At 70.3% G+C, this 20,978-nt stretch carries 21 protein-coding genes; 11 read left to right on the top strand and 10 right to left on the bottom strand.

Annotated features, from left to right (window positions below; genetic code table 11):
- Window position 1: 1 nt before the first annotated feature.
- On the bottom strand, window positions 2-1,882 hold the full coding sequence (locus tag ACX114_RS32385) for a TIGR04551 family protein (protein ID WP_459291008.1): 1,881 nt from the start codon (window positions 1,880-1,882) through the stop codon (window positions 2-4).
- Window positions 1,883-1,961: 79 nt separating this feature from the next.
- The gene (mutM, locus tag ACX114_RS32390; RefSeq protein ID WP_459291010.1) at window positions 1,962-2,864 is read right to left on the bottom strand and encodes a bifunctional DNA-formamidopyrimidine glycosylase/DNA-(apurinic or apyrimidinic site) lyase; all 903 of its coding nucleotides are present in this window, start codon (window positions 2,862-2,864) and stop codon (window positions 1,962-1,964) included.
- A 147-nt stretch (window positions 2,865-3,011) separates the two neighbouring features.
- Here mutM and ACX114_RS32395 point away from each other — a divergent pair, with 147 nt between their 5' ends.
- A complete protein-coding gene (locus ACX114_RS32395) occupies window positions 3,012-3,836 on the top strand; it encodes a M48 family metallopeptidase (RefSeq protein WP_459291012.1) in 825 nt (274 codons plus the stop codon).
- Between the two features lie 25 nt (window positions 3,837-3,861).
- Here ACX114_RS32395 and ACX114_RS32400 read toward each other — a convergent pair whose 3' ends face one another.
- Both ACX114_RS32400 and ACX114_RS32405 read right to left on the bottom strand, forming a co-directional pair.
- A complete protein-coding gene (locus ACX114_RS32400; protein WP_459291014.1) occupies window positions 3,862-4,911 on the bottom strand; it encodes a YihY/virulence factor BrkB family protein in 1,050 nt (349 codons plus the stop codon).
- Window positions 4,912-5,028: 117 nt separating this feature from the next.
- Entirely contained in the window at window positions 5,029-5,919 is an 891-nt protein-coding gene (locus tag ACX114_RS32405) for an MTAP family purine nucleoside phosphorylase (protein ID WP_459291016.1), read from the bottom strand.
- A 95-nt stretch (window positions 5,920-6,014) separates the two neighbouring features.
- On the opposite strand from ACX114_RS32405, the gene ACX114_RS32410 reads away from it, so the two are divergent.
- Entirely contained in the window at window positions 6,015-6,833 is an 819-nt protein-coding gene (locus ACX114_RS32410) for a hypothetical protein (RefSeq protein WP_459291018.1), read from the top strand.
- A 70-nt stretch (window positions 6,834-6,903) separates the two neighbouring features.
- Here ACX114_RS32410 and ACX114_RS32415 read toward each other — a convergent pair whose 3' ends face one another.
- From ACX114_RS32415 to ACX114_RS32425, 3 genes are read right to left on the bottom strand one after another with little or no spacing between them, the layout of a single operon-like run.
- Window positions 6,904-7,854 (bottom strand): DMT family transporter, encoded by a 951-nt coding sequence (locus ACX114_RS32415; RefSeq protein WP_459291020.1) that lies wholly within the window; start codon window positions 7,852-7,854, stop codon window positions 6,904-6,906.
- On the bottom strand, window positions 7,827-8,852 hold the full coding sequence (gene queG / locus ACX114_RS32420; RefSeq protein ID WP_459291022.1) for a tRNA epoxyqueuosine(34) reductase QueG: 1,026 nt from the start codon (window positions 8,850-8,852) through the stop codon (window positions 7,827-7,829). The genes ACX114_RS32415 and queG overlap by 28 nt, the downstream gene beginning before the upstream one ends.
- Window positions 8,853-8,855: 3 nt before the next feature.
- Complete coding sequence (locus ACX114_RS32425) at window positions 8,856-9,416, bottom strand: cob(I)yrinic acid a,c-diamide adenosyltransferase (RefSeq protein WP_459291023.1); 561 nt, start codon at window positions 9,414-9,416, stop codon at window positions 8,856-8,858.
- 101 nt (window positions 9,417-9,517) lie between these two features.
- Here ACX114_RS32425 and ACX114_RS32430 point away from each other — a divergent pair, with 101 nt between their 5' ends.
- From ACX114_RS32430 to ACX114_RS32455, 6 genes are all read left to right on the top strand, one after another.
- Window positions 9,518-10,312 carry a thymidylate synthase gene (locus ACX114_RS32430; protein ID WP_459291025.1) on the top strand — a complete coding sequence of 265 codons (795 nt, stop codon included), beginning with the start codon at window positions 9,518-9,520 and terminating at the stop codon, window positions 10,310-10,312.
- Complete coding sequence (locus ACX114_RS32435; protein WP_459291027.1) at window positions 10,309-10,797, top strand: dihydrofolate reductase; 489 nt, start codon at window positions 10,309-10,311, stop codon at window positions 10,795-10,797. The genes ACX114_RS32430 and ACX114_RS32435 overlap by 4 nt, the downstream gene beginning before the upstream one ends.
- A 63-nt stretch (window positions 10,798-10,860) precedes the next feature.
- Window positions 10,861-11,088, top strand: coding sequence for a hypothetical protein (locus ACX114_RS32440; RefSeq protein WP_459291029.1), 228 nt, complete (start codon window positions 10,861-10,863; stop codon window positions 11,086-11,088).
- A gap of 122 nt (window positions 11,089-11,210) precedes the next feature.
- On the top strand, window positions 11,211-13,091 hold the full coding sequence (locus ACX114_RS32445) for a cytochrome c/FTR1 family iron permease (RefSeq protein ID WP_459291031.1): 1,881 nt from the start codon (window positions 11,211-11,213) through the stop codon (window positions 13,089-13,091).
- Window positions 13,092-13,103: 12 nt separating this feature from the next.
- Complete coding sequence (locus ACX114_RS32450; RefSeq protein ID WP_459291033.1) at window positions 13,104-13,847, top strand: GlsB/YeaQ/YmgE family stress response membrane protein; 744 nt, start codon at window positions 13,104-13,106, stop codon at window positions 13,845-13,847.
- Window positions 13,848-13,870: 23 nt separating this feature from the next.
- Window positions 13,871-14,524: a glutathione S-transferase family protein gene (locus ACX114_RS32455; RefSeq protein ID WP_459291035.1), complete on the top strand. Its 654-nt coding sequence runs from the start codon at window positions 13,871-13,873 to the stop codon at window positions 14,522-14,524.
- A gap of 12 nt (window positions 14,525-14,536) precedes the next feature.
- Here the strand turns inward: ACX114_RS32455 and ACX114_RS32460 are convergent, their stop codons facing one another.
- From ACX114_RS32460 to ACX114_RS32470, 3 genes are read right to left on the bottom strand one after another with little or no spacing between them, the layout of a single operon-like run.
- A complete protein-coding gene (locus ACX114_RS32460) occupies window positions 14,537-14,905 on the bottom strand; it encodes a hypothetical protein (RefSeq protein WP_459291037.1) in 369 nt (122 codons plus the stop codon).
- Window positions 14,902-16,428, bottom strand: a complete 1,527-nt coding sequence (locus ACX114_RS32465) for an MBL fold metallo-hydrolase (protein WP_459291039.1) — start codon at window positions 16,426-16,428, stop codon at window positions 14,902-14,904. The genes ACX114_RS32460 and ACX114_RS32465 overlap by 4 nt, the downstream gene beginning before the upstream one ends.
- Window positions 16,429-16,445: 17 nt before the next feature.
- Complete coding sequence (locus tag ACX114_RS32470) at window positions 16,446-17,744, bottom strand: HD domain-containing protein (protein WP_459291041.1); 1,299 nt, start codon at window positions 17,742-17,744, stop codon at window positions 16,446-16,448.
- Between the two features lie 167 nt (window positions 17,745-17,911).
- Here ACX114_RS32470 and ACX114_RS32475 point away from each other — a divergent pair, with 167 nt between their 5' ends.
- The 3 genes from ACX114_RS32475 to ACX114_RS32485 are packed head-to-tail and all read left to right on the top strand — an operon-like array spanning window position 17,912 to window position 20,957.
- Window positions 17,912-19,012 (top strand): D-alanine--D-alanine ligase family protein, encoded by a 1,101-nt coding sequence (locus tag ACX114_RS32475; protein ID WP_459291043.1) that lies wholly within the window; start codon window positions 17,912-17,914, stop codon window positions 19,010-19,012.
- Window positions 18,951-19,379, top strand: coding sequence for a GNAT family N-acetyltransferase (locus ACX114_RS32480; protein WP_242543761.1), 429 nt, complete (start codon window positions 18,951-18,953; stop codon window positions 19,377-19,379). Before ACX114_RS32475 ends, ACX114_RS32480 begins: the two co-directional genes overlap by 62 nt.
- A 42-nt stretch (window positions 19,380-19,421) precedes the next feature.
- Window positions 19,422-20,957: a transglutaminase-like domain-containing protein gene (locus ACX114_RS32485; protein WP_459291046.1), complete on the top strand. Its 1,536-nt coding sequence runs from the start codon at window positions 19,422-19,424 to the stop codon at window positions 20,955-20,957.
- Window positions 20,958-20,978 lie beyond the last annotated feature (21 nt).

A 20,978-nucleotide genomic window follows, 5' to 3' on the forward strand; every position in this document is an offset into this window, starting at 1 on the left:
GCTAGAACCGGATGGCCAGCGTGCCGCGGATGGCGTGCGCGGTGCTGAGCTCCTGGCCCGGCAGGTTCAGGTCCTTCAGGCCGTCCAGCGGGAAGAGGATGCCGTAGTCGATGCCCGCCACGAAGCCGTCCTCCGTGATGTAGCGCGCGCCGATGTCCGCCTCCAGGCCCAGGCTCTTGCTGGTGTAGGACGGCGTGGACTCCGCGTAGAACGCCTGCGAGTAGATGACGCTGCCGAAGACGTCGAAGCCCTCCGCGATGGAGTACTTGAGGCCCGGCTTCACGTAGAACGCGTCCGTGACGCCATTGAGGATGGACCGCCACAGGATGAGGTCCACGCGGTAGTCGCGGTTGAAGCGGAAGTTGCGGATGGCGTTGTCGCTGCAGCCGCCGTTGTCGCAGCTGTACTGACGGCCCTCCACGTCGCCCGGCGCGGTGTTGCCGTCCGAGCCCGTGCCCTGGCGGCCCGGGTAGTTGCCGAAGCCCGGCGCCTTGTCACCGGACGCGAAGCCCATCTCGATGCCCAGGTGCAGCTTGTTCTCGATGACGTGGAACTCCGTCTGGAGCACGCCGCCGAACTGCGCCACGCGCAGCGACTGGGTGGTGGGGTCGTTGGCCGTCAGCGCGCGCCCGTCGATGGTGCCCAGCTGCGCGGCGAACTCCGCCTCGACGCGGAACTTCTTCTCCTCGTACTTGAACCACAGGTCCGGGATGTAGAGCGTGCCGCCGCGCGGGACGAAGGTCGGCGTGGTGACGTTGATGGGGTTGGAGGGGTTGGCGTCCTCGAACGGGACGCCCGTCTCCGTCGTCGTCGCGTACCGCTGCGTGCGGTAGGTGAAGTACAGGCCGTAGTTGAGGACGCCCTGGTTGTTGTCCAGCTTGGCCTTCTGCTGCTGGTCGGTGTCGCGCCGCGCGATGGCCAGCACCAGGCTGTGCGCGTCGTCGGACTGGGTGAGGTCCACCGGCTCGCCCAGGGCGTTGGCCTTCTCCGTGGACAGCCCTTCCGAGTTGAAGTCCAGCATGGGCGTCACGTACCAGCCGGCGAACGGCTCCGTGACGAACTGGATGCGGTCCACCGTGTCGCCGTAGTCACAGTCCAGGCAGTTGCCGTCGTTGCGCAGCATGCCCAGGCCCCAGTGGCTGCCCATGCGGCCGAAGCGCAGGATGCCCACCGGCGTCGTCACCTCACCGTACGCGCGGCGGACATGGACGGAGTCCTTGAACGCGTTGACGGCGGAGTTGGACGGGGACTGGTTCTCCGAGAAGAGCGTGAAGTTGTTGCGCCCATCCCCGCTGTAGGCGCTGTCCGGGTTGGAGCCCAGCAGGATGTTGTCCAGCGCGTCCACCTGCGCCTTGATGCGCACGTCCTCGGAGACGTTGAAGGACGGATCCAGGCGGAAGCGCATGTTGGCGCCGGCCTGGGTCTGCTCGGAGGCGGAGCGCGGCGAGCGCGTCCACAGCTGGCGGCCCAGGGGCGTGCCGGTGGGCAGCGCGGGCTTGCCCAGGTCGAACTTGTAGAAGAGCGTGGGGCGCACGCGCAGGTAGCCGTCCAGCGTGAACAGCTCCAGCTTGCGCTTCTCCTCCGTCCACTCCTCCTGCCAGTCATTGTTGGCCACGGCCTGGGTGGCCGTCTGGGCGCGGATGTCCTCGCGCAGCTCCTGCCGCGTGGCCTCCAGGCGCTGCTCCAGCTCCTCGCGGCTGACGGAACCTTCGGAGGCCGGGGCGGCGGCGGGGGCGGGGGAAGCGGCGGCCGGGGCCGCGGGAGCCGCGGCGGGGGCCGACTCCTGGGGTGCTGCCGCGGGCGTGCCACCATCGGGCACCGGCGTCTGGGCGGTGGCCGTGGACGAGGCGACGAGCAGCGCCGCCAGCAGGACGTGAGGCATGGTCAACGGTCTCCGGGGCCGCGACATGACGCGGCCGGGTGTAAAGGGCGGGCGATTCAAGCCATGCCCCCCTGGGGTGTCAACGTCTACGGGATCGGGGTTTCGGGCCGCTGACGGCGGGGGACGTCCCCTTTGGCGCCGCCGTCCCCTTCCGGGACGCGCGGGCAGCAACCGTGGAGAGCGGCTGACATTTCGGACAGAAATGCGTGGTGCGCCCACCCTGGGTGAAGGACTCCACGGTCGTTCCGCACTTCGAGCACGGCCCTTCGGCCCGCCCGTAGACGCGGAAGCGGTTCACGGAGCCCGCCTCCTCCAGATAGGTGATGTCCTCGCCCTCCTGCTCCTTGAAGGCGAAGTCGAAGGCGGCGTGGATGGCCCTGGCCAGGTGCTTCCAGTCGTCCGGCGTGAGGGTGCCGGGCTTGCGCGCCGGGTGCAGCCCCGCGCGGAAGAGCGCCTCCGCCGCGTGGATGTTGCCCAGGCCCGCGACGCGGCCCTGGTCCATCAGCGCCACCTTCAGGTCCTGCTTGGAGTCCCCCACCGCCTCCTGGAGCTGGGGGCCGGTGAGCCCTTCCGTCAGGGGGTCGCGCCCCAGGGCCTTCACCGCGGGCAGCTCCCACAACTGCTTCGCGGGCACGGGCTCCATGCGGCCAAAGAGGCGTGGATCACTGAAGTGGACCACGTGGCCGTCCTCCAGGTGGAAGCGGGCGCGGCTGTGGGGGACGGGCTCGCCCTCCTTGCGGCGCACGAACTTGCCCGTCATGCCCAGGTGGGCCATCAGGCCATGACCGCCCTCCAAGGTGATGAGCAGGTACTTCCCCTTGCGCTCCAGGGCGGTGACGCGCCCGGTGAGCCGGGTGAAGTGGGGCAGCTCCGCGCCCCGGAAGACGCGGGTCGCGTCCGCTTCCGCGCGCACGATGCGGTGGCCCTTGAACCAGCGCTCCAGGTTGCGCCGGGCGATCTCCACTTCCGGTAGTTCAGGCATCCAGGCGCCGGGGCATACCACCGGACTGTTTCCGGCGCATGTCCCCCGGTGGATGGCGCTCCGGGAAGGTGCTTGCCCGGGACCTGGAGGCGCGGCTACGACGGGCCCAGGAAAGCCTCCAACCCCCAAGCGAAGGACGACTCGCCCATGCAACGGATGGTCACCGCACTCCTGACCCTCACCCTGGCCGCTGGCTTCTCCACGGGCTGCGCGAAGCAGCGCGTGGGCGCGGAGAAGGCGATTGCCAGTGTCCTCATCTCCGACGAGCAGGAGAACGAGCTCGGCCTTCAGGTGAAGAAGGAGCTGGAGACGAAGGAGAACGTCAAATACGTGGAGGACCCGGAGGTGCTGGCGTACGTCCGGGGCATCTCCCAGCCCATCCTCGCGCAGGCCAACAAGGACCGCTCCGGGGTGAAGTGGAAGGTCAACGTCATCAACGACCCGAAGACGGTCAACGCCTTCGCCACGCCGGGCGGCTTCCTCTACGTGTACACGGGCCTCTTGCTCGCGGCGGACACGGAGGCGGAGCTGGCGGGCGTGATGGCGCACGAGGCGGGCCACGTGGTGGGCCGTCACTCCGCGCGCGCCATGGTGAACGCCTACGGCCTGCAGGCCATCACCCAGGTGGCGCTGGGCCAGAACCCGGGCACCGCCGCGCAGATCGCCGCGCAGCTTGCGGGCGGCGGGCTGCAGTTGGCGCACGGCCGCAGCGAGGAGACGGAAGCGGACGAGTACGGCGCGAAGTACGCCTCCGCCGCGGGCTTCGACCCCAACGGCCTCATCACCTTCTTCCAGAAGCTCCAGAAGGAGCAGGGCTCCACGCCGGGCGTGCTCAAGTGGCTGTCCACGCACCCCACCAACGAGGACCGCATCGCGCACCTGCGGAAGATCATCGCGCAGCAGGGCCTCAAGGGCGACCGCAACGCCCCGGGCGGGCTGCCGGCCATCCAGGCCAAGCTGCCCAAGCAGTAGCCGCGACGTCCGAGCCCCTGACGCTTCAGTGCACGGACGGGTTGTCGCTCCCGTCCGGCACCAGGCCCGGGGGCTCCGGATCCTTGCCTTCCGCCACGCGGCGCTTGCGCTTGAACAGCGCGAGCCGCGTCTTCCGGGCGCTGGCGGCGCTCTTGGCCGCGCCGGGCGTCTTGAGGGGCGGCTCCAGGGGCGCGGGCTGGCCGAAGTCGCGCGCGCCCTTCGCCTTCCCCTGCGCGGAGGCGTGCTCCAGGATGGCGTTGAGCTCCCCTCCGAGGATGAAGATGAGCCCGGAGATGTAGAGCCACAGGAGCAGCACCACCACGCCACCGATGGAGCCGTAGGTGACGTCGTACTTGCCGAAGTGCTCCACGTACTGGGTGAAGCCCCAGGTGCTGCCCAGCCACGCCAGGGTGCCAATCACGGAGCCCGGGGTGATGTACTTGAAGCGCTGCTTCACGTCCGGCAGCAGGTAGTAGCAGAGCGACAGCATCAGCATCACCAGCGCCGCGGTGAAGGGCCAGCGCAGCCAGGACCAGACGAGGTGGAACTCGTCGATGAGCGCCAGCTTGTCCGCCACCCACGCCCCCACGCGCCCGCCCAGCAGCAGGATGGCGAAGGACAGGGGGATGAGCAGGCCGCCCAGCAGCGTCACCAGCAGCGCCAGGCCCTGCGTCTTCCAGTAGGGCCGGGACTCCGACACGTCGTAGGCCAGGTTGAGCGCCTTGCGCAGGGCATCCACGCCGCGCGACGCCGTCCACAGCGCCACGATGAGACCCACGGTGAGCAGCTTGGGGCGCGTCTCCCCGACGATGGACGTCAGGTGCTGGCTCACCACGCCCAGCGCGTCGCCGGGCACCAGCGGGCGGATGCGGTCCATCATCGCGTCCACGGCGCCGGGCGCGAACGGCATGTACGCCACCAGCGTGACCAGGAAGAACAGGAAGGGGAACAGGGAGAAGATGAAGTAGTAGGACAGCTGCGCCGCCACGTCGGTGACGGTGTCCTCTTCAATCTCCTTCCAGAAGCGACGCGCGAACTCCCTCCACGTCAGGTACTTGAGCCGTGGCAGCCCCATGTGGTTCCCCCTCGGGTCTGTGGGGAGCCAATGTGTGAACGGCCCGGCCATTCGGCAGCAGGCAGCCGGCCGAGCGCTCGCGGTCAGTGGCACTGACGACGTGCCGGGTGTTGAACGCTAGACGAGCCCGGAGGGCAGGTAGCGGCCCAGGAGCGGGCGCAGGCGGCTCTTCACCTCCGCGGGGATGCGGGTGCGGTCGGTGAAGATGGCCAGCGCGAGCGCGCTGGCGCAGCGGCAGGTGGTGGGCGTGCCCGCGATGCGGGGCAGCGCACGGCGCAGGAGCGCGGCGCCGTGGGCGGTGACGGCGTCCAGCCGCTGGGTGAACTGCGGCAGGAGCGCTTCGGGTTCCTGGCCCACGGGCTGCGAGCGCCAGGAGTCGTGGTCGGTGGGCAGCGCGATGAGGGCGTAGTGCAGCTCCGCCTCGCGGGCGAGCCGCGCCTCCGGCATGGCGGTGAGCCCCACCAGGTCCCCGCCCCACGTGCGGTACAGCTGGCTCTCCGCCTGGGTGCTCAAGGAGGGGCCCTCGATGCAGACGTAGGTGGCGGAGGCGTGGACCTCCGTGTCGCTCTTGTGGGCCGCGTCGGTGAGCGTCTGGCGCAGGGTGGAGCAGAAGGGCTGGGCCAGCTCCACGTGCACGGCGACGTCGTCGTAGAACGTGCAGGGGCGGCGGTAGGTCCGGTCGATGACCTGATCCGGCAGGGCCAGGTGCAGCGGCTGGATGGCGTCACGCAGGCTGCCCACGGTGCCGGTGGCGACCACGTGGGTGACGCCGAGCGTCTTCAGGGCGAAGAGGTTGGCGCGGTAGGGGGCGCGGGTGGCGTTGTGGACGTGACCCTGGCCGTGGCGGAAGACGAAGACGATGGGGACGCCGTCCAGTTCCGTGGCGATGAGTGGGGCGCTGTGGGGCCCGAAGGGCGTCTCCACGGAGAGGTGTTCGCCGCGCCCCTGGAGTCCCAGGGCCTGGTAGAGGGCTTGGCCCCCGATGATGCCCACCTTGACCGCCGCCATGCGTCTCCTCTCGCCCGGTCGCCGGGCGTGGGCCTGACGATATCGCGGGGGGCTCGCCCAGGAAGCGCGGAAGACTGGTAGCTTTCACATTTGCCATGCGTCTTCTTCCGCGCCTCGTCGTCCTCAGCGTCCTGTTTGGAACCCCTGCCCTGGCCGGTCCCGTCCCGCCCGGCTGCGAGGAGGACGCCACCACGTGCAAGGAGGACTGCACCATCGAGTACGGCGGCAACGGCGCCGCCCTCAAGAAGCTGACGCGCTGTTTCGACGGCTGCCTGGAGACGCGCAACCAGTGCACCCGCCGGTTCAACGCGGTGAACAACCGGGCGCCGGACGCACCGGAGGCCGCGCCCGAGCGCCGGGCGAGCAAGACGGAAGCGGCCAAGCTGCGCGAAATCAAGGAGAAGGACCGCCGCCGCGAGGAGGACCCCTTCGGCGACGAGGAGAACAAGCAGCCGCGCGCGAGGCCGGTGCGCGACTCCTACGATGATCCGCCGGAGCCGCCCCCGGAGCGCACGGGCTACCGCGCGTCGGACGAGAAGCCCGCGAGGAACAACGGCCGGCCGCAGGCGGCCGTCCCGGTGAAGGCCCGGGAGCCGGAGCGCACGCCGCCCCCGCCCTCCCCCGCCGTGGCGCCCGAGCCGGAGCCCCGTCGCTCGGAGACGCCGGACATCGATGCGTTCGCGGAGCCGCCGCCCCGCGCGGAGCCGCCCCCGCGCAAGCCCGAGCCGAAGCCGGTGATGGCCGAGCCCGCGCAGCCGAGCCGCTCGGACTCGGACGCAGAGGACCTTCCGCCCCCGCCTCCGCCGGTGGCGAAGAAGGAGCCGCCGCCCCGCATCCAGGAGCCGCCGCGCCCCGCCATTCCGGCGGAGCCCGCCCGGAAGGACATCTCCGAGTGGGACCCCAACGGCGACTGACGCCGTCTCCCACGCAAAGCGCAACCTGAAGCCCTCCGCGAGGCCGCCTGCCTTCGGGGGGCTTCGTGCTTCAGCCCGCGCGCACCACCACCGGCGCGGCCTTCACCGGCACACCCTGCGTCAGCCGCACGCCCACGAGCACCAGCACGCCCCCCAGCGCCAGCTCCCAGTGCAGCGCTTCATCCAGGAAGAGCCACGCGACGAGCGCCGTCACCGCCGGTTGCAGGTTGGAGAAGATGGCCACGCGCGACGCGGGCACCTTCGACAGCGCGTAGGACCAGAGCAGGTACGCCACCACCGACGTCATCAAACCCACGTACACGATGGACGCCTTCGCCGCGGCGCTGGAGGCCCACACCGCCTGGGGCTCCAGCACGAACGGAGCGAGCGGCAACTGCAACACCGTGGCGACCGTCATCGTCCACGCCGTCGCGCGCAGCGGCCCATGCTCGGTGGCCAGCGACTTGCCTTCCGTCGTGTAGACCACCCACGCCACCACCGCCGCGAGGATGAGCAGGTCGCCCTCCAGCGTGCCCCGCGCGCTCGCGAGCCCCCGGCCCAACAGCAGCACCACCACGCCCACCAGCGCCGTGAGGATGCCCACCGTCGTCCGCGTGGACGCACGCTCCCGGCCCAGCACCAGGCTGGCCACGTACACGCCCAGCGGCGTGAGCGCGTAGAACAGCGCCGCGTGCGCCGCCGTGGAGCGCGACAGGCCGGAGAAGAACAGCGTCTGGTTCACCGGCCCGCCCATCAGCCCCAACAGCACGATGCGCGGCCACGCATGGCGCGGCGGCAGCTTGCGGCCCGGCGTCACCGCGAGCAGCGTCACGAACGCGACGCCGCAGACGAGGAAGCGCCACAGCACCACCGTGAAGGGCGACAGCTCCGTCATCGCCCGCTTGGCGGCCAGGTACGTGCCCGCGCTGATCAGCACCTGCACCGTCAGCGCCGCGTACACCCGCCCGAGCGGCGGCGGCGCGGCGGACGGCGTCACGGCTCCAGTTGCAGAAGCGCCCATCGTGCGGCGCTGCGTACCAGCTCGCTGTCGTCGCCGCTGAGTTTTTCGAGCAGCGGCCGGGCGTGCGCCTGCCGTGCGACACCGAGTGCATACACAGCGTTGCGCCTCAAACCGTCGTACCGCGCGCGCGCCAGCGCCGTGCCTGGAATGAGTTCCTTGTATTGCTCGGGGGTCAGCGCCGCCAGCTCCAGCGTGCCCAGGGACGCCACCGCGCGAGGCATGAAGCGCTCGTCGTCCGCGAACACCGGCTTGCGGTTCAGCGGGCACACCTGCTGGCAGATGTCGCAGCCGAAGATGAGGTTGTCGAACTTGAGCCGGAACGCCTCCGGCACGTCGCGGTCGCGGTTTTCAATCGTCTGGTACGACAGGCACGCCCGCGCATCCACCTGCCGGTTGCCCACCAGCGCGCCCGTGGGACACGCCATGAGACACCGCCGGCAGGAGCCGCAGCGGTCCGCCACCGGCCCGTCCGGGTACGCGTCCACCTCCGCGTCCAGGATGAGCGTGGCCAGCAGCACCCACGAGCCGTGCGACTCCGTGATGAGACAGCCGTTCTTGCCCACGTAGCCCAGGCCCCCGCGAGCGGCCCAGACCTTCTCCATCATGGGCCCGCTGTCCACGCCGCCGTAGGTGCCCAGCCCCGGGTACCAGGCGTTGATGGTCTTGCGGAACGCCTTCATCCGGTCGCGCAGCGTGGAGTGGTAGTCGCGGCCCCTCGCGTACCGCGCGATGGGCGAGCCCTGCGACGGCGCGTCGTCACGCCAGTAGTTGTTCGCGAGGGACAGCACCGTGCGCGCGCCCGGCAGGAGCACCGACACGTCGAGCCGCTCCTCCGCGCGCGACCCCATCCAGTCCATGTCCGCGTCGTAGCCGGCCTCCAGCCACGACATCAGGGACGACGGGGGAATGGGCTCCGCGCGCGCGAAGCCGATGAGGTCGAAGCCCACGTCCTGGGCGAGCTGCCTCAGCCGGGCAGTGGGCAGTTGCGTCGCGTACACGGCTTACTTCGTCGGCTTCTCGGGGATCCACTTCACGTCCGGCAGGCCGGCGCGGAAGTTCACCAGGCGGGCCACCACGAAGAGCAGGTCCGACAGGCGGTTCAGGTACATGGCCACCGCGGGCGGGGCCTTGTCCTCGCGAAGCAGCGTCACCACCCGGCGCTCGGCGCGGCGGCACACCGTGCGGGACAGGTGCAGCGCCGCGGCGGCCTGCGAGCCGCCCGGGAGGATGAAGTGCGTCATCTTCGGCAGCTCCTCCTCGTAGCGGTCGATGTGGCGCTCCATCTCCTCCACCCACTCCGGGCGCAGCTCCGGGATGTGGGCCGCCGCCTTGGTGTGCGGCGGCGTGGCCAGCACCGCGCCCACCGTGAAGAGCTGGTCCTGGATGCGCTGGAGGAAGTGCTCCAGGTCCGCCGGCAGCGGGAACGTGCGGGCAAGGCCCAGCGTGGCGTTGAGCTCGTCCACCTCGCCGTAGGCCTCCACCAGCGCGTCGTCCTTCGCCACGCGGCCACCGCCGAAGAGGCCCGTCTCTCCCGCGTCGCCGGTCTTCGTATAGATCTTCATGGCAGCCCTTGTTTAACGATGCGACACGGCGAGTCCGTGTGGAGATGATCAGCGACGGATATATTGCTTGGCCGTTCGGCCCCGCCTAGGAAAAAGGCCCCATGCGGCCATACCTGAGTCTGATGGAGCACGTCCTGGAGCACGGGACGAAGAAAGGCGACCGGACCGGCACGGGGACGCTGAGCCTCTTCGGCCACCAGCTCCGCTTCGACCTCACCCAGGGCTTCCCCCTGGTGACGACGAAGAAGCTCCACCTGAAGTCCATCATCCACGAGCTCCTGTGGATGCTCCGGGGCGACTCGAACGTGCGCTCGCTCCAGGAGGTGGGGGTCACCATCTGGGACGAGTGGGCCAACGCGGACGGCAGCCTGGGCCCCGTGTATGGCCACCAGTGGCGCTCGTGGAACACGCCGGACGGCGGCCACGTGGATCAGATGCGGCAACTGGTGGACGGGCTGAAGAAGAACCCGGACTCGCGCCGTCACCTGGTGAGCGCGTGGAACGTGGCGGACGTGCCCTCCATGAAGCTGCCGCCCTGCCACGTGATGTTCCAGTTCTACGTGGCCGACGGGAAGCTCTCCTGCCAGCTCTACCAGCGCAGCGCGGACATCTTCCTGGGGCTGCCCTTCAACATCGCGTCGTACTCACTGCTGACGATGATGGTGGCGCAGGCCACGGGCCTCACCGCGCACGAGTTCATCCACACCATCGGTGACGCGCACCTGTACCTGAACCACGTGGAGCAGGCCCGGGAGCAGCTGAAGCGCGAACCGCGCCCCCTGCCGCGCATGCGCCTGAACCCGGACGTGAAGGACCTGTTCGCCTTCCGCTACGAGGACTTCACGCTGGAAGGCTACGACCCGCACCCCGCCATCAAGGCGCCCGTGGCCGTATGAGCCCGCGCGTGTCCGCCATCGTCGCCATGGCGGCGAACCGCGTCATCGGCCAGGGCAACACCCTGCCCTGGCGCCTGCCGCCGGACCTGGCGCGCTTCAAGCGTCTGACGATGGGCCACACCCTGGTCATGGGTCGCAAGACGTACGACTCCATCGGCCGTCCCCTGCCCGGCCGCACCACCGTGGTGCTCACCCGTCAGCGCGACTGGGCCGCGCCCCATGGCGTCCGCGTGGCCCACACGGTGGACGAGGCGCTGGCGCTAGCGAGCAGCGACAGCGAGGTCTTCATCGCGGGCGGCGCGGACCTCTACGCGCAGACGCAGGCGCTGTGGCACCGGCTCTACCTCACGCGCATCGAGCGGGACTTCCCCGGCGACGCCGTCTTCCCCTCCGTGGACCTGACCGGATGGAGGTTGGTGGAGGAGGAACGGCACCCCGAGGGCGACCTGCCCTTCGGTTTCTTCACCTACGAGCGTCAGGGCTAGCCCTTATTCCTGGCGTTCCCTGCGTGACTTATCGTGCGGGCTCCTCTCACCGAAGGAGCGTGCATGCGTCGTCACCTGATTCGTGGGCTGGGGCTGTTCGCGGTGCTGGGCCTGGCGGCCTGTGGCGGGCCCATCGAGGAGGGCATGGCCGCGGAGCCGGGCTCGCAGGAGCAGGAGCTGCGGATCTGCCCGGACAGCGGCGTCTGTCCCGCCGGCGAGTCCTGCTACTACGGCCCGGGCGGCCCCTGCTATCCGTGCCGGACGTTCCCGCAGTACTGCGAGCTGCCCTGAGTCACCCCCGCGAGCACCCCGGGTGTTGACCCGCGAGCCCCCTCGTTTCCCGAGGGGGGTCTCATTAATTGATCTTGATTCGCAGAATTGAACGCCCGTGACGTGGTTGGTAGAAGACGGACGTGAAACACGCCGCCTCCCTCACGTTGTGCCTGCTGCTCGCGCTGTCCTCTTCTGCCCGGGCCGAGGCTCCGGCGACCGACGAGGGGCGCACCTGGCACCGGTTGGTGGGCATCCTCCAGTACCTCCAGGCGGACTATCCGGCGGCGGTGTCGTCCCAGTCGGAGTTCGAGCTGACGGAGCAGAAGAGCTTCGCGGCGGAGGCGCTGGCGGCGGCGAAGGAACTGGGCCCGGCGGCGGCCACGTTCGTGCCCCGCGTGGAGGCCATCCAGGCGCGCGTCAATGAAGCGAAGGACCCGGAGGGCGTGAGCCGCGACTGCGGGGAGCTGGTGGAGAGCCTGGTGCTCGCGGGCGGCCTGGCGCGCAGCCCTCGCGTGGCGCCGGACCTGGAGCACGGCAAGAAGCTCTTCCAGGCCAACTGCACCGCGTGCCACGGCACGGAGGGCAAGGCGGACGTGGCCATCGCGGCCAACATGGAGCCGCAGCCGGCCAACTTCCACGACCCGGAGCTGATGGAGGACGGCCTCACGCCGTACAAGGCGTTCAACACCACCAGCTTCGGCGTGCCCGGCACGGCGATGCCGGCCTTCCCCACGCTCACCGAGGAGGACCGCTGGTCGCTGGCCTTCTTCGTCTTCACTCTGCGCCAGCCGCCGTGCCAGGGCGAACCGCCCAACGCGTCGCTGGAGCGGCTGGCCACGTCCACGGACGCGGAGCTGGCCAAGGCGTTCGGCGCGGACAAGGTGGCGTGCCTGCGCCGGAACATGCCGGACGCGGACGAGGAGAAGGTCCTGCTCAACGCGCGCGCGGCGGTGGGCCACGCGATGCGCATGGGCGCGGACGGCGACTACGTGGGCGCGAAGAACGCGCTCCTGGACGCGTACCTCAACGGCCTGGAGCCGGTGGAGCCCAAGCTGCGCGGGCGCGACCCGGCGCTCACCCAGAAGCTGGAGGAGGCCTTCATGCAGGCGCGGCTCGCCGCCGAGCGCAAGAGCCCGCACCTCCAGGACGAGGGGCGCGAGCTGCTGTCGCTCCTGGACCAGGCGCGCAAGAGCACGGGCAGCACCACGGACGTGCTGTCCGTCGCGTGGCTCACGCTGCTCATCCTGCTGCGTGAGGGCTTCGAGGCGACCATCATCGTCACGGCGCTCTTGGCCGCGCTGAAGAAGATGAAGGCCATGGACCAGGTGCGCGTGGTGCACGCGGGCTGGGTGTCCGCGCTCATCGCGGGCGCCCTCGCGTACATCATCGGGCGCAAGCTGCTGGCGGGCGCGCAGCGCGAGTGGCTGGAGGGCGTCACCGCGCTCGTCGCCGTGGGCATGCTGCTGTACGCGGCGCTGTGGCTCAACGCGCGCGCCAACGTCAGCCACTTCATGGGCGAGCTGCGCCAGAAGATGCAGGGCGCGCTGGGCCGGGGCAGCACGGTGGGCCTGTTCGTCATCGCGTTCACGTCCGTGCTGCGTGAGAGCTTCGAGACGGCCATCTTCCTCCAGGGCCTGGCGGTGGACTCCGCGGCGGGCGTCGTCTGGGGTGTGGTGGCGGGCGTCGTGGCGCTGGCGGTGCTGGTGCTCTTCGTCAACCGCATGGGCTACCGGCTGCCCATGAAGACGCTCTTCAACCTCTCCACGGTGGTGATGGTGGTGACGGCGGTGATGCTGCTGGGCAAGGGCATCCACTCGCTTCAGGAGGTGGGCGCGCTGCCGCTGGTGCCGGTGCGCTTCATCTACGTGGACATGCTGGGCCTGTATCCGGACGCACTGTCCCTGGTGCCGCAGGCGCTGCTGGCCGTGGCGCCGCTCGTCTACCGGGCCCTGCGCCGCCGCCCCCGCGAGGAGACCCCCGCTTCGGGTGACAGCGCGACGCCGACGCAGCCGTTGCGGTAGCCTTCCGTCCTGGTGAAGCGCACACGGCCGTCCCTACTCCTTGCCCTGCTGCTCGTGTCGGGCCTGGCCTCCGCCCAGGAGGCCCCCGCCGAGCCGGCACAGGTTCCCGCCGGGAACCTCACGCCCCCACCGCTGGTGGGCGCGCCGGACCAGGACGTGCCTCCGCCGCCGGACGTCACCTCCGCTGACGAGGTCCCGACGCGCACCTCCGTCGCCCCGGAGGCGCTGCCTTCCGTGAAGGCCGCGCCCGCCGCGAAGGACCCGGTGCCGCGCGTGGCGGTGGAGGTGCTGGGCGGCACGGCGGGCGGAGTCGTGGGCGCGACGGTGCTGGGCTCGGTGGGGTACCTGCTGGGCTCCGCCACGGTGGGTTGTGACGAGTGCCTGGTGATGGCCGTCGCGGGCGCCGCGGCGGGAGGCATCATCGGCATCCCGGTGGGCACCTACGCGGGTGGCCATTTCATGGGTGGACGCGGCCGGGTGGGCGCGACGGTGGCCGGGAGCATGGTGGGCTGGGGCGCGACGTTCCTGGCGCTCACGCTGGTGAACAGCGGAGGCAGCGAAGCGCCGCCGGCCCTCAACGCCGCCCTCTTCATCCTCCCGGTGGTGGGCGCGAGCGCGGGCTTCGAGCTGTCCCACGCCAACGCCCTGCGCAAGGAGGCCGCGATGCAGGAGGCCCCCGCTCCAGCCGTGCGCCTGATGCCCGTGGCCACCTACAACTCCAAGGGCCCGCACCTGGGCCTGATGGGCAGTTTCTAGGTCGAGCGTTGAAGGAGCAGGACATGACCATCACCATCACCGCCTTCGAGCGCTCGCCGGATCGCGGCCGGGGACTGGCGCGGGACATGCGGGTGCGCTGGGCGCTGGAAGAGGTGGGCCAGCCCTACGACGTCCGGCTGGTGTCGTTCGATGCGATGAAGCAGCCCGCGCACAAGGCGCTGCACCCGTTCGGACAGATTCCGACCTATGAGGAGGACGGGCTCGCCCTGTTCGAGTCCGGCGCGATCGTCTTCCACATCGCGGAGCACCATGCCGGCCTGCTGCCGGAAGATGCGCATGGCCGCGCCCGCGCGATTGCCTGGATGTTCGCGGCGCTCAACACGGTCGAGCCGCCCATCTTCGACCGCAGCCTGGTGACGATCCTCGAGCGCGACCAGCCCTGGTACGAGCATCGCCTGCGCGCGCTGGACGAGCTCATCCGGAAGCGGCTGGACGACCTCTCCGCGCGCCTCGGCGACGCCGACTGGCTCGACGGCGCCTTCAGCGCGGCGGACATCCTCATGGTGACGGTCCTGCGCAGGGCGCAGGCGATGGGCAGTCTCGAGGCGTATCCGAGCCTCACCGCCTATATCGCCCGCGCCGAAGCGCGCCCGGCCTACCAGCGCGCGTTCGCCGCGCAACTGGCGGTGTTCAACGCCGCCCCTGCGACCGGGTGACGGCGCGCGGGCCTACTTCTTGGATGGGCCCGAGAGCAGCGGCATCACGTCCACCGCGTCGCACGGGAAGTGGGTCATGTGCGGGTGGTTCTCGAACAGCTTCGCCGCGGCTTCATGTGACGGCGCGCGCACGACGACGAAGACGGTCAGCTCGTTCACGACGTCCGTCACGCCCTCCAGCGACGTCCGCTTGGTTCCTCCGAGCGGGCCGCCCTCGTAGACGATGACGTTCCGGTGCTTCTCGTCCCAGGCCTTCACGGCGGCGACGCCGGCTTCGGCCTTCGCGCGCCGCTCCTCGTCGGGCATCGCATGCCAAGCCCGCCAGCGCGGACTTGTCTTGTTGCTGAGGAAGACCGCCAGATAGGTGCCGTCCGTGCTCATGCGCCGACCCGGAACCAGGTGAAGGACTCCTCGCGCACGCGGCCCTCCGCCACCAGCTTCTCCAGGGACGCCAGGGCGCTGCGCTCCGCCACCGGGTGCAGGAGCGGCGGCGTGTCCGCGTAGGCCGTGGCCACCACCTCCGCGAGCGTCGCGCCCGTCGCGGGCACCGCCTCCAGGATGAGGGCCTCGCGCTGGGCGCGGTGGCGCAGGTACTCGTTCAGCTTCCCCGGGCCGTCCGGCACCGGCGAGCCGTGCGCGGGGTACAGCGTCGTCACGGGCCAGTCGCGCAGCCGCTTGAGCTGCGTGAGGTAGTCCACCATGTTGCCCTCGGGTGGATCGATGACGATGGTGCCCACGCTCGCCACCATGTCCCCCACGATGGCGGACTTGCTGCGCGAATCCACCAGGCACAGGTGCCCTCTCGCGTGCCCCGGCGTGTGCAGCACGTGCCAGCGCTGCACCATCGGCCCGTCCAGGTTCAGCACCTCGCCGTCCTCCAGCAGCCGCTCCACCGGGAAGTCCAGCCGGTCCGCCGTGCGCGCGTGGCACCAGAGCGGGATGCCCAGCCGCTCCTTCACCGCGAACGCCCCGCCCACGTGGTCGCCGTGGTGATGCGTGAGCACCACCGCCACCGGACGCGCGCCCTCCGCCTTCAGCCCCGCCACCAGCGACAGGAGCTTCGCGTACTGCTTCACGTCCGACGAACCGGGGTCCACGATGAGCAGGTCACCCGTGCCCAGCACGTACGCGTTGGTGTGCGTCGCCGGAGGCAGCGTGGGCGTCTCCAGCGCCACCACGCGCACGCCGCGCTGGAACTCGATGCGCTGGGCCACGTAGCCCGGGCAGTACGGCGGCGTGCACAGCTTCGCGCGCGCGTCCGCTTCGTCCGTGAACTCGGACAGCACCTGCAACGCGTGCTGCGCGGGCGGATGGAGCAGCGCCGTGCCGTCGCTCCAGCGCGACAGCGCGTCCTCCGGGCGGATCCACGCGCCTTCCGTCAGCTCACCCGGGATGATGCTCGCCGCCGCGCCCTCCGGCAGCTCCACCAGGTAGAAGCGCGTGTCGAAGCGCACCGGGATGGCCGGCGGCGTCACCCAGCGCCCCGCGGGCTTGAGGTCCTCCACGCGCAGCGACAGCGTGTGGCGCACCAGCCACTCGCTCCACTTCGCCGTGCCCGCGAGCAGCGCCGCCCGCCCCTCCTCCAGCGTCTCCGGAGAGAGCGCCCGCGCGCCTTCCGCCACCAGCACGCCCGCCTCCTCGAACAGCTCGCGCGCCGCCGCGGAGCGCAGCGCGGCCTCTTCGCCCTGGGCGCCCTGCACGAGCACCTCGTGGTCGTCCTTGTCCAGCTTGCCTCCGGGGAAGGCGTAGAAGCCGCCCGCGAAGGTGAGCGCGCGCTCGCGCTTCACCCAGAACACCTCCACGCCGGAGTGCGCGCGGCGATAGAGGATGACCACCGAGGAGGGCCGGGGCTCCACGGGGGTGTGGGGCGCGAAGAGGCCCATGCCGGGAAGGGGCTCGCTCATGGTTGCACCATCGTCCTTCAGGATTGTGTCGTCTGGCCGAGCAGCCGGCCCATCATCTCGCGCGCCCGCTCCGCCTGGTCCGGCCGGACATAGAGCCGCGTCAGTCGCACCGCGCCACTGTAGCGCTGGTAGAGCGGCGTGTAGCGCGCCACCTCCGTCAGCCTTCCTGTGGACACGTCCAGGATGAAAAGACCCGGGTTGCCGCTGCCCCCGGAGGACCCCACGTACTTGCTGAGCGCCCCCTTGGACAGCACGGTGTAGTGCTCGAAGCCGCCGCTGGTGAGCGCGCTGTTGAGCACCTCCAGGTCATAGCCGGTGTCGCGCTCCGTGAACTGCGCCAGCAGCTTGAAGCCCTGCCGGCGGCTGATGCGCTCCGCCCACCGGTTCTTCGAGCGGCGCAGCGTGTACCAGAGCGCCGCGTCGTCGCAGAGGAGGAAGGCCTCCGGGTCGTGGGGAATCTCGAACTCGCCGGGCGTCTCCTCGTAGTACCGGCGCAGCATGTGGTCGAAGTTCACCGACGTGTGGTGCAGGTACACCGACACGAACATGTGGTAGCGGCTGAGCAGGAAGTCCTCGAACGCGAACGCCGCCGCGCGCGACAGGGCCAGCACCGCGCGCCCGTCCTTCACCGCCGGGTTCAGGTTGGAGACGATCCAATCCATGTCGTACCGGCCGTAGTTCACGCCCGTGTAGAACGAGTCGCGCAGCAGGTAGTCCATCCGGTCCGCGTCCAGCTCCCCGGACACGATGGCGCGCAGCAGCGGCGTCCAGTCCACGCCCTTGTACGTGAAGCCCGGATCCTTGGGCGGCTTCGCGCCCGTAATCAGCGCCACCGCCGCCATGGCGGTGATGCCGCGCGGCCCGAACTCCTTCTGGATGATGTCCGTCAGCGAGCTGTCCAGGAGCAGCTTCGCCGTGTAGTCCTCGTGGGTCGCCTGCTCCCCTTCCGCCACGGAGTCCAGCCAGCCGGGCAGCCGCAGCAGCGACCGCCGGGGCGCGATGCGCTCGGAGGCATGTGACAGGGGCATGTGCCCCAGGTCATGGCAGAGCACCGCCAGGCGTACGGCGGTGCAGAAATGTTCACGCACATCGTCCGGCAGCTCGGAGCGGCTGGCCACGGCGTTGAAGACGCGCGAGGCGACGTACATGGCGCCCAGGCAGTGGGCATGGCGGGTGTGGGTGGCGCCGGGGAAGGCCATGTCCCCGAAGCCCAGTTGCCGCACGTAGCGCAGGCGCTGGTAGTAGCGACTGTCGATGACGGCCTTCTCCGGGTCGCTCACCGGGATGACGCCGTGGATGGGGTCGCGAATCCGCATGTCGTCCTTGTTGGGACCTGAAGCCGGGGGTGGCCGGTTTCCGCTCCCACGGGTCACCCACCGTAGCGCATACCCTGGCAGGCGGTAGCCCCGTGAGGGACCGACCGGCCACCACGCCACAGGCTGGGAAGGTCCGTGGGGACGTGCTAACCCTCGGGGCACTCCGAATGCACATCATCCTGCTGCACAATCGTGACCACGACCTCCTCGAGGACGACCCCGGGCGCGAAGCCCGCGAGGACGTGGTCCGGGTGGCCGAGAGCCTGGCCCACGCGCTCAGCCGGGACGGCGTGGTCGCCGAGCCGCTCGCCATCGAAGGAGACAAGCTGGACTTCGTGGAGGCCCTGCGCTTCCTCCAGCCCGACCTCGTGGTGAACCTCTGCGAGTCGCTGGCCGCCGACAGCCGCGGGGAGATGGCCGTGCCCTGCCTGCTGGACGCGCTGGGCCTGCCGTACACCGGCTCGTCCGCCCTGTCGCTGGGCCTGGCGCTGCACAAGCCCAAGGCCAAGGACGTGCTGCGCGCCCACGGCGTCTCCACCCCCGCCTCCTTCGTGGTGCGCAAGCGCGAGGACGCACTGGCGGTGGACCTGCCGTGGCCCCTCATCGTGAAGCCCGCGCGCGAGGACGCCAGCGTGGGCATGGACTTCGACTCCGTGGTGACGGAGCGCTCGGCGCTCGTGCGGGCGTGCGAGTCCGTGCTGCGCACCTTCCACCAGCCCGCGCTCGTGGAGCAGTTCATCCCGGGGCGCGAGGTCTACGTTCCCTTGCTCGGCAACAACCCGCGTCAGGCGCTGCCGCTCACGGAGATCCACTTCGGTCGCGCATTCGACGACCGGCCGAACATCGTGTCGTACCGGGCCAAGTGGGAGGCGGAGTCACCGGAGTACCGGGACTCGCCCACGGGGCCCTGCCGGCTCGACGCAGTGCAGGAAGCGCGTTGCATCCAGACGGCGTTGGAAGCATTTGCAGCGCTGGATTGCCAGGACTATGGACGCGTGGACCTTCGGGTGTCGCCCGAGGGTGTGCCGTACGTCATCGACATCAACCCCAACTGCGACCTGCACCCGGGCGCGGGGTTCGCGAAGGCGGCGCAGGCCGCTGGTATGGACTACGCGGCCCTGGCCTCCCGAATCGTGGAGGTCGCGCTCGAAAGGACCCATGGAAATCCGCACGCTCGAAAGAAAGGACCGGGAACCGCTCGCCGCGTTGATCCGGCGAATCGAAACCTTCTCGCAGGAGGAGCAGGACTGCGCCATCGAGCTGGTTGACACCGCGCTCACGGCGGGCAACCGGGACTACACCATCCTCGTGGCGGACCGCGGGCAGGACGGCGGCGGGCTGGTGGGCTACTGCTGCTACGGCCCCACGCCGATGACGGAGAACACCTTCGACCTGTACTGGATCGCCTCCGCGCAGGAGGTGCGTGGCCAGGGCATCGGCGCGGGGCTCATCTCCGCCATGGAGGCCGACCTGCGCCGCCGCAAGGCGCGCATCATCCGCGTGGAGACGAGCGCCACGGAGGCCTACGGCCCCACGCGCGGCTTCTACGCGTCCATGAAGTACGGCGAGGAGGCGCGCCTGCGTGACTTCTACAAGCAGGGCGACGACCTCATCATCCTGACCAAGCGCCTGTAATTCCCCGCCAGGAGCGGGCAGATGCCATCCATGAACCGACCGATGCGACGCACCCGTCTGGGATTGTTGAGCCTGCTCGCCCTGCTGATGGGGGTACCCTCCCCCGCCTGGGCCCAGGCCCCCGCCGCGCTGAAGAACCAGGCGAAGGCCGCGGCGGCCAAGGCCCAGGCGAAGACCTCCCAGGTCCCGCAGGCCCAGGAGCAGCTCTCCGACGCGCTGAAGGCCCCGCGCCCCAAGGGCGGCGAGTACTTTGGCCTGTACCTGATGGACAAGAAGGTGGGTTGGTTCTTCACCGACCTGACGGTGCTGCCGGGCAACAAGGCCCAGAGCATCAACGAGCTCATCTTCAAGGCGCAGGTGGGCACGCGCGTGTCGGAGCGCGTGCACCGCGAGGTGCGCGTCTACGAAGCGAAGCCGGGCGGCAAGCTCCTGTCCTTCACCGTCACGCAGAAGGGCGACGGCGGGGACAACGAGCTGGTGGGCACGGTGACGGGCGACTCCCTGCGCGTGGTGCGCAAGCGCCCGGGGCAGCCGGATGAGGTGCTCAAGCCCATGCCGCTGCCCAAGGAGACGATTGAAGACGCGGATCAGGCGCGCGTGGCGCTGCTTCGCGGCCAGAAGGTCGAAGGCTCGACGCTGGACGGCACGGACCTGGAGACCTACCGCACCGTCACCACGGTGGAGGCTCCGGAGGAGCAGGTGCTGGGCGGCGTGAAGGTGAAGCTGTCGCGGGTGAGCACGCTGTCGGAGAAGGAGAAGGTGCCGGTGGCGGCCTTCCTGACGACGGACGGCAAGATGGTGCGGGTGGACTTCGGCCAGACGATGCAGGCGCGGGCCGAGTCCGAGTCCGTGGCCAAGCGGATGGACCTGGTGGAGGTGTTTGGCCTCACGCGCGTGGTGCTGCCCAGGCCGCTGCCGGCGAAGGCGCGCGAGGTCCCCGGCCAGGTGAAGCTGGTGATGAAGAACCTGCCGGAGAAGTTCCAGCAGGACACGTACCGGCAGAAGTACCACCGGCTGCCGGACGGCCGCGTGGAGGTGACGCTGCTGGCGGCGCCGCCTTCGCCCAAGGGGCGCGTGGGCCGGCCGGTGGCGGACCCCGACGGTGGGGAGAACCTCAAGTCCACGCTCGCGGTGGAGGCGGACGCGCCGGCCATCAAGGCGCAGGCCAAGAGCATCATCCGCGAGGAGAAGGACGCGTACACTGCGGCGCGGATGCTGTCCGCGTGGGTGTACAGCAACCTTCAGAAGGACTACGGCGCCAGCGCGGACCGGGCCACGGACGTGCTGCGCCAGAAGAAGGGCGACTGCACGGAGCACTCGCTGCTCACGGTGGCCATGCTGCGCGCGTCCGGCATCCCCGCGCGCCGCGTGGACGGCGTCATCTACATGGTGAACTCCGACGGCGTGCCCGCGCTGTACTGGCACGAGTGGGTGGAGGCCTACGTGGGCGAGTGGACCCAGTTGGATCCCACCTTCAACCAGCCCGTCGCGGACGCCACCCACTTCTACGTGGGCTACGAGGGGAACGCGGAGATCACGCCCCTCATCGGTTCGCTCCAGGTCACCGACGTGAAGTAGTCACGGTGCCGCGTCCCCTGG

The organism is Corallococcus sp. M7, assembly GCF_054512695.1.